13 protein-coding genes are annotated in these 13,402 nt (G+C 73.1%); 8 read left to right on the forward strand and 5 right to left on the reverse strand.

Translation table 11 applies throughout. The features are described from left to right. The first annotated feature begins 223 nt into the window (after positions 1 to 223). Together AB0E83_RS13720 and AB0E83_RS13725 are read left to right on the forward strand one after the other, a co-directional pair. A complete protein-coding gene (locus tag AB0E83_RS13720; protein ID WP_362109902.1) occupies positions 224 to 1,093 on the forward strand; it encodes a helix-turn-helix domain-containing protein in 870 nt (289 codons plus the stop codon). Positions 1,094 to 1,107: 14 nt separating this feature from the next. Continuing rightward, complete coding sequence (locus AB0E83_RS13725; RefSeq protein WP_362109904.1) at positions 1,108 to 1,656, forward strand: GNAT family N-acetyltransferase; 549 nt, start codon at positions 1,108 to 1,110, stop codon at positions 1,654 to 1,656. Here the strand turns inward: AB0E83_RS13725 and AB0E83_RS13730 are convergent. Then, on the reverse strand, positions 1,640 to 2,080 hold the full coding sequence (locus AB0E83_RS13730) for a GNAT family N-acetyltransferase (RefSeq protein WP_362109906.1): 441 nt from the start codon (positions 2,078 to 2,080) through the stop codon (positions 1,640 to 1,642). The genes AB0E83_RS13725 and AB0E83_RS13730 overlap by 17 nt on opposite strands. A gap of 222 nt (positions 2,081 to 2,302) precedes the next feature. Between AB0E83_RS13730 and AB0E83_RS13735 the strand changes: the two genes are divergently transcribed. Beyond that, complete coding sequence (locus AB0E83_RS13735; protein WP_362109908.1) at positions 2,303 to 3,037, forward strand: Mut7-C RNAse domain-containing protein; 735 nt, start codon at positions 2,303 to 2,305, stop codon at positions 3,035 to 3,037. A gap of 16 nt (positions 3,038 to 3,053) precedes the next feature. On the opposite strand, the gene AB0E83_RS13740 is transcribed toward AB0E83_RS13735, so the two are convergent. After that, entirely contained in the window at positions 3,054 to 3,614 is a 561-nt protein-coding gene (locus tag AB0E83_RS13740; RefSeq protein ID WP_362109910.1) for a TetR family transcriptional regulator, read from the reverse strand. Between the two features lie 102 nt (positions 3,615 to 3,716). Between AB0E83_RS13740 and AB0E83_RS13745 the strand changes: the two genes are divergently transcribed. Continuing rightward, entirely contained in the window at positions 3,717 to 5,162 is a 1,446-nt protein-coding gene (locus AB0E83_RS13745; protein ID WP_362109912.1) for an FAD-dependent oxidoreductase, read from the forward strand. Positions 5,163 to 5,175: 13 nt separating this feature from the next. On the opposite strand, the gene AB0E83_RS13750 is transcribed toward AB0E83_RS13745, so the two are convergent. Continuing rightward, positions 5,176 to 5,682 (reverse strand): hypothetical protein, encoded by a 507-nt coding sequence (locus tag AB0E83_RS13750; protein ID WP_362109914.1) that lies wholly within the window; start codon positions 5,680 to 5,682, stop codon positions 5,176 to 5,178. Between the two features lie 149 nt (positions 5,683 to 5,831). Between AB0E83_RS13750 and AB0E83_RS13755 the strand changes: the two genes are divergently transcribed. After that, the gene (locus tag AB0E83_RS13755; protein WP_362109916.1) at positions 5,832 to 6,587 is read left to right on the forward strand and encodes an SDR family NAD(P)-dependent oxidoreductase; all 756 of its coding nucleotides are present in this window, start codon (positions 5,832 to 5,834) and stop codon (positions 6,585 to 6,587) included. 129 nt (positions 6,588 to 6,716) lie between these two features. Here the strand turns inward: AB0E83_RS13755 and AB0E83_RS13760 are convergent, their stop codons facing one another. Continuing rightward, positions 6,717 to 7,910, reverse strand: a complete 1,194-nt coding sequence (locus AB0E83_RS13760; RefSeq protein ID WP_362109918.1) for an RtcB family protein — start codon at positions 7,908 to 7,910, stop codon at positions 6,717 to 6,719. A gap of 175 nt (positions 7,911 to 8,085) precedes the next feature. Between AB0E83_RS13760 and AB0E83_RS13765 the strand changes: the two genes are divergently transcribed. The 3 genes from AB0E83_RS13765 to AB0E83_RS13775 all read left to right on the forward strand — a co-directional run bounded on the left by AB0E83_RS13765 (position 8,086) and on the right by AB0E83_RS13775 (position 11,474). Next, the gene (locus tag AB0E83_RS13765) at positions 8,086 to 9,012 is read left to right on the forward strand and encodes a DUF3558 domain-containing protein (RefSeq protein ID WP_362109920.1); all 927 of its coding nucleotides are present in this window, start codon (positions 8,086 to 8,088) and stop codon (positions 9,010 to 9,012) included. Between the two features lie 114 nt (positions 9,013 to 9,126). Then, positions 9,127 to 9,864 (forward strand): DUF3558 domain-containing protein, encoded by a 738-nt coding sequence (locus tag AB0E83_RS13770; RefSeq protein WP_362109922.1) that lies wholly within the window; start codon positions 9,127 to 9,129, stop codon positions 9,862 to 9,864. A gap of 227 nt (positions 9,865 to 10,091) precedes the next feature. Beyond that, complete coding sequence (locus AB0E83_RS13775; RefSeq protein WP_362109924.1) at positions 10,092 to 11,474, forward strand: DUF2637 domain-containing protein; 1,383 nt, start codon at positions 10,092 to 10,094, stop codon at positions 11,472 to 11,474. Between the two features lie 75 nt (positions 11,475 to 11,549). Here AB0E83_RS13775 and lysS read toward each other — a convergent pair whose 3' ends face one another. Next, the gene (gene lysS, locus AB0E83_RS13780; RefSeq protein WP_362109926.1) at positions 11,550 to 13,271 is read right to left on the reverse strand and encodes a lysine--tRNA ligase; all 1,722 of its coding nucleotides are present in this window, start codon (positions 13,269 to 13,271) and stop codon (positions 11,550 to 11,552) included. Positions 13,272 to 13,402: the final 131 nt, after the last annotated feature.

A 13,402-nucleotide genomic window follows, 5' to 3' on the forward strand; every position in this document is an offset into this window, starting at 1 on the left:
CCGGGCCCGTCTTGAAAAAACGCGTCACGACCCCGGCCCGCCCCGGATCCCGCCCCCCTAGGGGCAGCCCGGGCCAAAGCCCACCCGCCCCCGGGTCCGGACGCCGTCCGACCACCCACCGCCTGACCGGCCGCCGTCGTCCGCCGCCTGACCACCCGGACGACGCCTGTCCGCCCGGCACCGTCCGGCCGCCCACGCCGTCCGGCTGCCTAGGATCGGCACCATGCCCGACCCCGCCCCGCGCCGGGACACCCGGGGCATCGTCGCCCCGGCCGAACTGCTCTCCCGCGTCCGCTTCCGCCGGCACCTCCCGGCGCCGGAGCTGCGCCCGTACCTGGAGCACTACTGGCTGATCGACTGGGCGCTGCCGGAGCCGTACACCACCCACGTCGTCCCGCACCCGTCGGTGAACGTCGTCTTCGAGCGGTACGGGCCGCTCGGTTCCCCCTCCCGCGCCCGCTCGGCCGCCGAGGTGTCCGGGATCGGGCTGGGGCTCTTCACGCGACGGCTCGAAGGAGCGGGCCGGGTCTGCGGGGTGCAGTTCCGGCCCGGCGGCTTCCGTCCCTTCGCCCCGGCGCGGCCGGTCTCGGCGTGGACGGGCCGCCGGGTCCCCCTGCCCGAGGTGTTCCCGGACACCGCGGCGCTCCCCCACGGCCCGTCCGCCGACGAGGCCGTCCTCTCCGCCGTCCTCGCCCCCGAAGACGACCGCGCGCGCGTGGCGGCGCTCGATGCCTTCCTCCTCGCCCGCGGGCCCGCCCCCGACCCCGCCGCCGCACTGGCTACGGAGCTGGTGGAACTGGTCCGCGCCGACCGGACCGTCCGGCGGGTGAGCCGGCTCGCGCGCCTCTCGGGGCTCTCCCCCCGCTCCCTCCAGCGGCTCTTCGCCTCCCACGTCGGCGTCGGCCCGAAGTGGGTGATCCTCCGCTACCGCCTCCACGAGGCCCTGGAACGGGCCGGGACGGACACCGCGCCGGACTGGGCGGGCGTGGCGGCCGAACTCGGCTACAGCGACCAGGCCCATCTCGTCCGCGACTTCACCGCCGCCCTGGGCCTCTCCCCCACCGCCTACGCCCGGGGACTGTCGGTGCCCTGACGTACGGTGCGCCCATGAGCGAGCTGAGCAGCGGAACCCCTGAGACGGCCGTACGCCTCGAAGCCTGGTCCGAGGAGGACGCCGGACTGCTGCGCGCCCTGAACGCGCCGGAGCTGATGGAGCACCTGGGCGGGCCGGAGACCGAGGAGCAGCTGGACCGCCGCCACCGCCGGTACGTGGACCTGAGCGCCGACACCACGGGCAAGGGCCGGATGTTCCGGATCGTGCTGCTGCCGGAGGAGCGGGCCATGGGCAGCATCGGCTTCTGGGCGAGCACGTGGCGGGACGAGCCGGTCTACGAGACGGGCTGGGCGGTCCTGCCCGGTTTCCAGGGCCGCGGGATCGCGACCCTGGCCACGCGCGCGGTGGCGGAGCGGGCCCGGGCCGCGGGCCTCCACCGCCACCTGCACGCCTTCCCGTCGGTGGAGAACGCCGCGTCGAACGCGGTGTGCCGCAAGGCGGGGTTCGTCCTGCTCGGGGAGCAGGACCTCGAATACCCGCCGGGACGGCCGATGCGCTGCAGCGACTGGCGGCTCGACCTCGGGGCTACCGCGGATCGGTGAGCGGCCGCACGAAGTGGAAGGCCGCGATGTCGAAGCGTTCGCGCAGGTAGAAGCGGTGGGCGCCGGTGCGGTGGGTGCCGGAGTCGAGGTTCAGCTCGTGGCAGCCGGCCGCGCGGGCGTGGTCCTCCAGGTGGGCGAGGAGCGCGTGGCCGACGCCGGTGGAGCGCACGGCGGAGGCGGTCACCAGGTCGTCGACGTACAGCTTGCTGAGCGAGCTGGTGTTGAAGACGAGCCGCCAGCCGGCCGCGCCGACGCAGCGGCCGTCGTCGCCGTAGGCGGCCGAGAAGCGCAGGCCCTGCGCGTGGCCGCGCTCGTACACCTCCTGGAAGAGGGCGGGGGTGAGATGCGGGCGCAGTTCGACGAGGACCGGCAGGAGATCGCTCTCCAGCCGGGGGTCGCCGGGTTCGAGGTCGATGATCTTCATGCGGGGACGGTAACCCGGCCGCGCCCCTTCCCCGGCCACACCCCTTCCCCGGCCGCGCCCCTTCCCCAGCCACGCCCCTTCCCCAGCCACGCCCCTTCCCCAGCCACGCCCCTTCCCCGCCGGCGCCGGCCGGCTCCCCGGCCGCCCCCGTGACCGGTCCTCCCCGTGCCGGAGCCGGGAAATGCCTGGCCCGCCGTCCCGGCCCGGTGCGATCCTGTCCCCGTGAACGGACCGGAGATCCAGATCAGCTTCGCCCCCGGCCTGGCCGTCTTCGTCGCCGCCGAGCGGCGCTCGGGGCGCACGGCCGTCGTCACCGACGGCGTCTCCTCGCTGGGCCACGTCGTCGAGTCCCTCGGCGTCCCGCTCACCGAGGCCGGGCGGCTCCTCGTCGACGGCCGCCCCGTGGCTCCCGCGCACGTGCCGGCGGCCGGCGAGACCGTCGAGGTCGAGGGCGTCGCCCGCCCGCAGCCGGTGCCCGGCGCTCCCCTCCGGTTCCTGCTCGACGTCCACCTGGGCACCCTGGCCCGGCGGCTGCGGCTGCTGGGCGTCGACGCCGCGTACGAGAGCGAGGACATCGGCGATCCGGCCCTCGCCGCGCTCTCCGCCCGGGAGCGGCGGGTCATGCTCTCCCGCGACCGGGGGCTGCTGCGCCGCCGCGAGCTGTGGGCGGGGGCGTACGTGTACAGCGACCGGCCCGACGACCAGCTCCGTGACGTCCTGGAGCGCTTCACGCCCCCGCTGGCCCCCTGGACCCGCTGCACCGCCTGCAACGGGCTGCTGACCGAGACGGGCAAGGACGAGGTCCGCGAGCGCCTGGAGCGGGGCACCGAGAAGACGTACGACGTCTTCGCCCGGTGCGAGGAGTGCGACCGGGTCTACTGGCGGGGCGCCCACCACGCCCGCCTGGAGGCGATCGTCGACGAGGCGGTGCGGGAGTTCGGCGCCGCCGCCTCCTGACGGGCCCGCCGCCCCCTCAGGGGGTCTCGGCGGTGAGGTACCTCTGCACGGTCGGCGCCAGCCAGGCCACCAGTTCGTCCCGGCTCATGTCCACGGCCGGCTTCAGCCGGAGCACGTAGCGGGCGAGCGCCATGCCGAGGATCTGGGAGGCGACGAGCGCCGCCCGGGCCGGGGCCTCCTCCGGCTTCGGGCAGACGCCGAGGGCGACGGGCCCGAGCTGCGCGCCGAAGATCGCCTGCATGCGGGCGGCGCCCGCCTCGTTGGTGACGCCGACCCTGAGCAGGCCGGTGAGCACGTCGTCCCGCTCCCAGCGGTCGAGGAAGTGGTTCACGAGTACGGCGCCGATGTGCCGGGAGGGCAGCGCGCCGACGGCGGGCAGGGCCAGGTCGATCTCGGAGGCGGCGGCGAACAGCCCCTCCTTGTTGCCGTAGTAGCGCATGACCATCGACGGGTCGATCCCCGCGTCGCGGGCGATGGCCCGGATCGTGGCGCGCTCGTACCCGTCGGCGGCGAAGCGCTCGCGGGCGGCCTCCAGAATCGCGGCGCGGGTGGCGTCGGAGCGGCGTGCGGTCGTCATGCCCACAAGTGTAGGCCAACAGGCGTTGACACTTCACGCCGGACACCCCTACCTTTGTCAACAAGCGTAGGCCAACAAGCGTTGACCGATCGGAGGCCAGCCATGAGCACCACCGACACCCGCACCGGCGACCGCCCCACCACCGACACCGACGTCATCGTCGTCGGCGCCGGCCCCACCGGACTCCTCCTCGCCGGCGACCTCGCCGCCGCCGGACTCCGCGTCACCCTCGTCGAGCGCCGCCCGGCCGGCCGCTCCAACCTCACCCGCGCCTTCGGCGTCCACGCCCGCACCCTCGAACTCCTCGACACCCGCGGCCTCGCCGACGCCCTCGAAGTCACCGGCACCCGCCTCACCCGGATGCGGCTCTTCGGCCACCTCTCCCTCGACCTCAGCCGCCTCCCCTCCCGCTACAACCACCTCCTCATCACCCCCCAGTACGAGGTGGAACGCCTCCTGGAGCAGCGCGCCGCCGACGCCGGCGTCACCTTCCGCCACGGCACCGCCCTCGACGCCCTCCAGCAGGACGCCGACGGCGTCACCGCCCACCTCACCGACCCCGACGGCACCCCCCGCACCCTCCGCGCCCACCACCTCGTCGGCACCGACGGCCACCGCAGCACCGTCCGCACCGCCCTCGGCCTCCCCTTCCCCGGCACCAGCGTCATCCGCTCGATCGTCCTCGCCGACGTCCGCCTCACCGACGAGCCCGCCGCGTCCCTCACCGTCAACGGCAACGGCGACACCTTCGCCTTCGTCGCCCCCTTCGGCGACGGCTGGTACCGCGTCATGGGCTGGGACCGCACCCGCCAGGTACCCGACAGCGAACCCGTCGACCTCGACGAGGTCCGCGCCCTCGCCCGCCGGGCCCTCGGCACCGATCACGGCATGCACGACGCCCGCTGGATCTCCCGCTTCCACAGCGACGAGCGCCAGGCCCCCGCCTACCGCGTGGGCCGCGTCTTCCTCGCCGGCGACGCCGCCCACGTCCACTCCCCCGCCGGCGGCCAGGGCATGAACACCGGCCTCCAGGACGCCGCCAACCTCTCCTGGAAGCTCATCGCCGTCCACCGCGGCGAAGCCCCCGACCCCGAAGCCCTCCTCGACAGCTACCAGGCCGAACGCCACCCCGTCGGCGCCATGGTCCTGCGCACCAGCGGCGCCCTCATCCGCCTCGCCATGGCCCACACCCCCGCCACCCGCGCCCTGCGCGCCCTCGCCACCACCGCGCTCGACACGCTCCGCCCCGCCTCCGCCAAGGCCCTCGGCACCCTCAGCGGCCTCGGCATCTCCTACGCCCCCGCCCCCGGCGGCGGCCGCACCTCCGGCCGCCGCGCCCCCGACGTCGCCCTCCGCGAGGGCCGCCTCCACGCACTCCTGCGCGCGGGCGAATTCGTCCTCATCACCCCCCAGGGCGCCGCCCCGGCCCTCCCCCCGACCGCCCCGACCACCACCGCCCGCACCGTCCACGCCACCTGGCCCGACCCCGCCCGCCGCACCACCGTCCTCGTCCGCCCCGACGGCTACGTCCTGTGGACCGACCGGTGACCGGCCCCCGCCCTCAGAAGACGTACGGATCCCCGGTCGCGAGCACCAGCACCCGGTGCCGGTCGTTGAGGGGGTTCCGGTCCACCCCGCCGGCCCGCCAGGCCGTACCGACCTCCACCGTCAGCTCCTGCGGCCGTCCCACCGCCCGCAGGTCCAGCGCCAGCTCCCCCGCCGCCCCACCGCCCGCCAGCGCCCCCGTCCGGCAGGACACCACCCGGGCACTGCTCCACAGACAGCCGGGCGGCAACTCCTGCCCACCCGCCATCGGCACGGAGAAGGCCAGCCGGACGGTGGCGTCGGCGACGTCGGACGGACCGCGGTTCTCCGTCACCAGCCACACCCCGACCCGCCCGTCCCACAGCGACACGTGCCCGTGATGGGCCAGGTCCGCCTCGCCCCCGACCGCCTCGCCCACCACGTCACCCGCCGCGCCGCCGGCCGCACCGGCGGCCGTCCCGGCACCCAGCACCACGAGCGCCGCGAGCGCGGCCCCCAGCACACCCTTCGACATCACACGCATACGTCAAAAGTAACCACAGAACATCCCATTTTCTGACAACCCGTCAGACCGCGTGTCCCCCGCCCGCCCCGCGCACCTCCGGGCCGCCCCGCCCCGCCGCCTATCCTGACCACCACACCGACCGACCACCTGTGCGAGGAGCCACCGCCATGTCCGCCCCCATCGCCGTCATCACCGGAGCGAGCAGCGGCATCGGCGCCGCCACGGCCCGGCAGCTGGCCGCCGCCGGCTACCGCGTGGTCCTCACCGCCCGCCGCAAGGACCGCATCGAAGCCCTCGCCGCCGAGATCAACGAAGCCGGCCACCAGGCCACCGCCTACGCCCTCGACGTCACCGACCGCGCCGCCGTCGACGAGTTCGCCACCGCCTTCCGCACCCTCGCCGTCCTCGTCAACAACGCCGGCGGCGCCCTCGGCCTCGACCCCGTCGCCACCGGCGACCCCGAGGACTGGCGCCGCATGTACGACGTCAACGTCCTCGGCACCCTCCACATGACCCAGGCCCTGCTGCCCGCCCTCACCGCGAGCGGCGACGGCACCGTCGTCGTCCTCTCCTCCACCGCAGGCCACGGCACCTACGAGGGCGGCGCCGGCTACGTCGCCGCCAAGAACGGCGCCCGCGTCCTCGCCGAGACCCTCCGCCTGGAGATCGTCGGCACCCCCGTCCGCGTCATCGAGATCGCCCCCGGCCTGGTCAAGACCGACGAGTTCGCCACCACCCGCTTCCGCGGCGACACCGACCGCGCCGCCGCCGTCTACGCCGGTGTCGCCGAACCCCTCACCGCCGACGACGTCGCCGACACCATCACCTGGGCCTGCACCCGCCCCCCGCACGTCAACATCGACCTCCTGGTGGTCCGCCCCCGCGCCCAGGCCTCCAACACCAAGCTCCACCGCGAGCCGTAGGACCGCGCACCGGCCGGACCACGACCCCCGCCGAGCGACAGAAGGGCTGCGGGACGCCCTCGGCGCCCCGCAGCCCTTCAACCCCGCAGCCCTTCAACCCCGCCCCCCGGCGGTCAGCCCTTCAAGCCGTCACCCCTTCACACAGATGACCTGCTTGAGCTTGGCGACGACCTCCACGAGGTCCGTCTGCTGCTCGATGACCTTCTCGATCGGCTTGTACGCGCCGGGGATCTCGTCCACGACGCCGGAATCCTTGCGGCACTCCACGCCCCGCGTCTGCTCCTCCAGGTCCCGCGTCGAGAAGCGCCGCTTCGCCGCGCTGCGGCTCATCTTCCGGCCCGCGCCGTGCGAGGCGGAGTTGAACGAGGCAGCGTTGCCGAGGCCCTTCACGATGTAGGAGCCGGTGCCCATCGAGCCCGGGATGATGCCGAACTCCCCGGAGCCGGCCCGGATCGCGCCCTTACGGGTCACGAGCAGGTCCATGCCCTCGTACCGCTCCTCCGCCACGTAGTTGTGGTGGCAGGAGATCACCGGGTCGAAGGTCACCTTCGCCTTCCGGAACTCCCTGCGGACGACCTCCTGGAAGAGCGCCATCATGATCGCGCGGTTGTACTTCGCGTACTCCTGCGCCCAGAAGAGGTCGTGCCGGTAGGCGGCCATCTGCGGCGTCTCCGCCACGAACACCGCCAGATCCCGGTCGATCAGCCCCTGGTTGTGCGGCAGTTTCTGCGCCACTCCGATGTGATGCTCGGCGAGCTCCTTGCCGATGTTGCGGGAACCCGAATGCAGCATGAGCCACACCGAATCGGACGTATCTATACAAAGCTCCACGAAATGATTTCCGGATCCGAGCGTTCCGATCTGCAGCGCCGCCCGCTCCCGCCGGAACTTCACCGCGTCCGCCACCCCGTCGAACCGGGACCAGAAGTCGTCCCATCCGGCCGTCGGGAACTGGTACAGCCGCTTCGGGTCGACCTCCTCGCGGTGCATGCCGCGGCCGACCGGGATCGCCTGCTCGATCTTGGAGCGGAGGCGGGAGAGGTCGCCCGGGAGGTCGTTCGCGGTCAGGGAGGTCTTCACCGCGGACATGCCGCAGCCGATGTCCACGCCGACCGCCGCCGGGCAGACGGCGTCCTTCATCGCGATCACCGAGCCGACCGTGGCGCCCTTGCCGTAATGCACGTCCGGCATGACCGCCAGGCCCTTGATCCACGGCAGCGTCGCCACGTTCCGCAGCTGCTGCATCGCGCCGCCCTCCACCGTGGAAGGATCGGCCCACATCCGGATGGGCACCCGCGCGCCCGGTACCTCTACGTACGACATACTCCCTCAATTCCCCCGAAAAGCCTGATAACGCAAAAACCGGAGCCAAAGCCCGTACAGGTGACGGCGGACCGGCATCAACGGCTGTGCGTGCGATAGACATTGTGTCCATCCGCCTTCAGAGGGCGGCAAACAGTTTTCGGGAAAGACTTCGGGGAGAAGGGAGCCTGGGACGGTGCAGCGAAAGAGGTACACACCCGGCCGCGCCCCCGCCGCCCTCCTCGGCCTCGGCGCCGGTCTCGCCGTCACGCTCGGCGCCCTGACCGGCTGCTCGGCCGCCGACAGCGCCGAGGACGTCACCCTCGACGCGAAGGCGGGCGCCGCCGCCGCGCCCGTCGCGCCGCCCGGCCGCTACCGCACCCTCTTCGAGCCCTGCGGCGCCGTCCCGCAGGCGACCCTCCGGGAGCTGCTCCCCGGCACCGCCGCCCTGGCCGAGCCCGAGCGGGCCAAGGCGCTCCGGGGGACCGCCGCCGTCACGTACGACACCGACCGGCGCGTCGGCTGCACCTGGAGCGCGGACGCCGAGGACGGGGCGCACCGGCTGGTGCTCGACGTGGAGCGGGTGGTCTCGTACGACCCGACGGTGAGCGACGCCACGCGGGCGGAGGAGGTCTACAACCGCAAGCAGCTCGCGGCCGGGATCGCCGTACCGACCACACCCCCGCCGACGCCCACGGCCACCGCCACAAGCACATCCACGGCCACGGCCACGAGCACGGGCGTGCCCACCACCCAGCCCACGCCCACCGGCACCGCCGCGACCACCACCACCGGTACCACCCCCGTCTCCGGCACCCCCGCCTCCGGCGCCCCGTCCGGCGCCTCCGGTCCGGCCTCTCCGGCCGCGCCGGCGACGACCGGTCTGGAGCCGCGGCTGCTGGGCGGTCTCGGTGACGTCGCGTTCGTCGACGACAGGCTCGACACGGCGAGCACGAACGGGCAGCAGCGGATCGTGAGCGTGGTGTTCCGCACATCGAACGTCATCGTGACGGTCGAGTACCAGCAGCGGACGACGGGTGTGGCGCCGGCTCCGGACAGCAAGGAACTGCAGGACAGGGCGGAGAACCTGGCCCGCCTGCTGGCCGACCGGCTGGAGGAGTAGCGGATCGCCCTCCGATCCGCGCGGCCCCCCGGTGGGCGAGGGGACCACGTAACGTGTCGGCGTACCCAGGGCCGCCGACCGGCGCCGGCCGTTCGACAAGCGACTGAAGGAACCATGCAGCGATCAGCTCCGCGTCTCACCCGCATTCTCGCCGCCGCAGCCGTCCCGGTGATGCTCGTCGTCGCCGGCTGCTCCTCGGATTCGGGCAGCGGCGGGGAGGGGTCCGGCGGTACGGCGCCGGGCAAGGCGTCCGCGTCGGCTTCGGCGTCGGCGACCCCTTCGCCGACCCCGACGGTGGAGCCCGCGAAGTTCTCGGAGCTGCCGTCGGCGTGCAAGGCGATCGCGGCGAAGACGACGGGCTCGCTGGTTCCGAAGGCGAAGAGCCCGAAGGGCACGGCCGCGGCCTCCACGGATCTGTCGCAGCGCGGCGGCTGCTCGTGGAACGGCCTGGAGGACAAGGGCGTCAAGGGTTCGCAGTACCGCTGGCTCGACGTGTCGTTCTACCGGTACGACTCCGAGGTGTCGCTGGGCAGCGGCCAGGAGCGGGCGCGGGAGAACTTCGTCAAGGAGCTCGGGAAGGTGCAGGCCACCACGGGCGCGAAGAAGATGAACACCGTGGCGGCGGCGGGCATCGGTGACGAGGCGAAGACGGTCACGTACACGGTGAAGAAGACCGGCGAGGACTTCGTCTACGCCTCGGTGGTGGCGCGTACGGGCAATGTGCTGGTGCTGCTGTCGTACAACGGCGCCGGGTACGCGGGTGCGCCGACGCCGGAGACGAAGAAGATCGTCGAGGGTGCGACGAAGGCGGCGAAGGAAGCGGTGGCGGCGGTGGCCGCGGCCAACAAGTAACCGCCGGCGACCGGCGACCGGCACGGAGGGGCCGGCGGGGAGCGGCCATCAAGGAGTCGTACCCGTCTCCGGTGGCGGCCAACCCGGTTCGGTCGCGTCGGGTAGCGACACAAATCAACACAGACAGGTGTGTGCGAGCGGAGCCCGTCCCTCCCCAGGGGGTCGGGCTTCGTTCATGTGTGCCACTCTGGGGCCCGCGAGACGTCGAACACGGGAGGGGATCGCGGGTGGCCGCGATGGAGCTGACACGCACACACCGCATACTCATCGGGCTGGTCATCGGCGGCGCGGTGATCATCGCGGGGATCGGTTTCGCGGGTTCGTACGCGGCCGTGCGCGAGCTTGCCGTGCACAAGGGCTTCGGTACGTTCTCGTACTTCTTCCCGATCGGCATCGACGCGGGCATCTGTGTGCTGCTCGCGCTGGACCTGCTGCTGACGTGGCTGCGGATCCCGTTCCCGCTGCTGCGGCAGACGGCGTGGATCCTGACGGCGGCGACGATCGCGTTCAACGGCGCGGCGGCGTGGCCGGACCCGTTGGGCGTCGGCATGCACGCGGTGATCCCGGTGCTGTTCGTGGTGGCGGTCGAGGCGGCGCGGCACGCGGTCGGCCGGATCGCCGACATCACGGCGGACAAGCACATGGAGGGCGTGCGGCTGACCCGCTGGCTGCTGTCGCCGGTGCCGACGTTCCGGCTGTGGCGGCGGATGAAGCTGTGGGAGCTGCGCTCGTACGACCAGGTGATCAAGCTGGAGCAGGAACGGTTGATCTATCAGGCGCGGCTCCAGGCCCGTTTCGGGCGTGGCTGGCGGCGGAAGGCGCCGGTGGAGGCGCTGATGCCGCTGCGACTGGCCCGGTACGGCGTCCCGCTGTCGGAGACGGCTCCGGCGGGTCTGGCGGCGGCCGGTGTGGAGCCGGTTCTGCTGCCGCCGAACCCGACCCTGGTCGCGGCCCAGGCGCAGGCCCAGGCTCCCGGGATCGTCCAGGCGGTGGCGCAGGCTCCGGCCGCAGGCCCGCAGGAGCTTCCGGCGGCACAGCCTCAGCCGCAGCCGCAGCCCCAGGCACAACCCCAGCCTCAGCCCGCGCAGCAGGCCCAGCCGCAGCCACAGGCCGCTCAGCAGGCCCAGCCCCACCCCCAGCAGCCCCACCCCCAGCAGAAGGGGCTCCCGCAGGAGGGGCTCCCGCAGGGCGAACTGCCGCAGGAGCAGCTCCACCCGAACCACGAGAGCCCTTGGTTCGACACCCCGCAGGTCACGCCGGAGGGGTACGGCGGCACGTACAGCCCGCAGGCCGTGTCGGCCGAGGAGCAGCAGGTCCCGGAGGACCCTAACCTCCCGGAGGAGTTCGTCCAGTACGAGGAGTACGGCGAGCAGGCCGAGCCGCAGCCCGAGGTGCCGCTGGACGACTTCCAGGAGACCGCGTACAAGGTCACGTACGGCTTCGCGCAGGAGCACCGGCGTTTCCCCACGCCGTACGAGCTGGAGCAGCTGATGGCGTACGCGTACGGCATCCAGCGGTTCCCGGCCACGCAGTCGGACCTGCTCCAGCGGATGACGCCGGAGGTGCAGGAGCGCGTCCGCCAGGACATGGAGGAGTTCGACGCCTCCTGATCCGCGCGCCGCGCGCACGCACACGCCGAAGGGCCGCCCCCGAGCGCGGGGGCGGCCCTTCGGTGTGTGGTCAGGTCACGCGCCGAGGAGCTTGCGCACCCGGTCCGCGCCGACGGCGAGGAGGAGGGTGGGCAGGCGGGGGCCCGTCTCGCGGCTCACGAGGAGCTTGTAGAGGAGGGCGAAGAAGGAGCGCTGGGCGACCTTCAGTTCGGGGGTGGGCTTGGCCTCGGGGGTGAGGCCGGCCATGACCTTGGGGACGCCGTAGACGAGCGTGGTGAGCCCGTCGAGCGACCAGTGGCTGTCGAGGCCCTCCAGGAGCAGCCGGAGCGACTCGCGGCCCTCGTCGTCGAGGGAGCCGAGGAGTTCGGTGTCGGGCTCCTCGCGGACGATGGTGCGCTGGTCGGCCGGGACCTGGGTGGTGATCCAGTTCTCGGCGCGGTCGAGGCGCGGCCGGACCTCGTCGAGGGAGGTGACGGGGGACTCCGGGTCGAGGTCGGTGAGGATCCGGAGGGTCTGCTCGTCGTGGCCGGCGGTGATGTCGACGACGGAGGCGAGGGTGCGGTACGGGAGCGGGCGCGGGGTGCGCGGCAGCTCGCCGGCCGCGGTGCGGGCGGCGCGCGCGTGCGCGGCGGCGTCGGCGGGCAGCACGGTGCCGTCGGCGACCTTGGCCTCCAGCTTGTCCCACTCGTCGTAGAGCCGCTGGATCTCCTGGTCGAAGGCGATCTTGAAGGACTGGTTGGGCTTGCGGCGGGCGTAGAGCCAGCGGAGGAGCTGCGGCTCCATGATCTTCAGGGCGTCGGCCGCGGTGGGCACACCGCCCTTGGAGGAGGACATCTTGGCCATGCCGCTGATGCCGACGAAGGCGTACATGGGGCCGATGGGCTGGACGCCGTCGAAGAGGGTGACGATCTGGCCGCCGACCTGGAAGGAGGAGCCGGGCGAGGAGTGGTCGACGCCGGAGGGCTCGAAGATGACGCCCTCGTAGGCCCAGCGCATGGGCCAGTCGACCTTCCAGACGAGCTTGCCGCGGTTGAACTCGCTGAGCTTGACGGTCTCGGCGAAGCCGCAGGCGGAGCAGGTGTAGCTCAGCTCGGTGGTGTCGTCGTCGTAGGCGGTGACGGTGGTGAAGTCCTTCTCGCACTGCCCGCAGTAGGGCTTGTACGGGAAGTAGCCGGCGCCGCCGCCGGAGCCGTCGTCCTCGCCGGCCGCGCCGGAGCCCTCGGCGGCCTCCAGCTCGGCCTCGTCGACCGGCTTCTGGGACTGCTTCTTCGGGGCCTTCTTCGTCCGGTACTGGTCGAGGATGGCGTCGATGTCGCCGCGGCGGCGCATGGCGTGCAGGATCTGCTCGCGGTAGACGCCGGAGGTGTACTGCTCGGTCTGGCTGATCGGCTCGTACTCGACGCCGAGCTCGGCCAGGGCCTCGACCATGGCGGCCTTGAAGTGCTCGGCCCAGTTGGGGTGGGGCGAGCCGGCGGGGGCGGGGACGGAGGTCAGGGGCTTGCCGATGTGGTCGGCCCAGGTCTCGTCGATGCCCTCGACGCCGTTGGGCACCTTGCGGTAGCGGTCGTAGTCGTCCCACGAGATGAGGTGGCGGACGGTGTACCCGCGGCGGCGGATCTCGTCGGCGACCAGGTGCGGGGTCATGACCTCGCGGAGGTTGCCGAGGTGGATCGGGCCGGAGGGGGAGAGGCCGGAGGCGACGACGACCGGTTTGCCAGGCGCACGTCGCTCCGACTCGGTGATGACCTCGTCCGCGAAACGGGAGACCCAGTCGGTCTCGGTGCTGCTCTGAGCCACGGTCGGTACGTCCTTCTTTCCAGATCCTTGCGGGAATCCCTCGAAGCCTTACGACAGCCATTGTCCCAGACGGAACCGGTCGCCCCGAGGTTGTCCACAGGCGGGATTCTCCTCGGCGGCCGGGCCGCGGC

The sequence above is a fragment of the Streptomyces sp. NPDC035033 genome (assembly GCF_040636735.1).
Lineage (GTDB): Bacteria > Actinomycetota > Actinomycetes > Streptomycetales > Streptomycetaceae > Streptomyces.

What these genes read in the sequence shown, in the direction of transcription:
- AB0E83_RS13720 (WP_362109902.1), top strand. Translation starts at nt 224, where the DNA reads ATGCCCGACCCCGCCCCGCGCCGGGACACCCGGGGCATCGTCGCCCCG.
- AB0E83_RS13725 (WP_362109904.1), top strand. Translation starts at nt 1,108, where the DNA reads ATGAGCGAGCTGAGCAGCGGAACCCCTGAGACGGCCGTACGCCTCGAA.
- AB0E83_RS13730 (WP_362109906.1), bottom strand. Translation starts at nt 2,080, where the DNA reads ATGAAGATCATCGACCTCGAACCCGGCGACCCCCGGCTGGAGAGCGAT.
- AB0E83_RS13740 (WP_362109910.1), bottom strand. Translation starts at nt 3,614, where the DNA reads ATGACGACCGCACGCCGCTCCGACGCCACCCGCGCCGCGATTCTGGAG.
- AB0E83_RS13745 (WP_362109912.1), top strand. Translation starts at nt 3,717, where the DNA reads ATGAGCACCACCGACACCCGCACCGGCGACCGCCCCACCACCGACACC.
- AB0E83_RS13750 (WP_362109914.1), bottom strand. Translation starts at nt 5,682, where the DNA reads ATGCGTGTGATGTCGAAGGGTGTGCTGGGGGCCGCGCTCGCGGCGCTC.
- AB0E83_RS13755 (WP_362109916.1), top strand. Translation starts at nt 5,832, where the DNA reads ATGTCCGCCCCCATCGCCGTCATCACCGGAGCGAGCAGCGGCATCGGC.
- AB0E83_RS13760 (WP_362109918.1), bottom strand. Translation starts at nt 7,910, where the DNA reads ATGTCGTACGTAGAGGTACCGGGCGCGCGGGTGCCCATCCGGATGTGG.
- AB0E83_RS13770 (WP_362109922.1), top strand. Translation starts at nt 9,127, where the DNA reads ATGCAGCGATCAGCTCCGCGTCTCACCCGCATTCTCGCCGCCGCAGCC.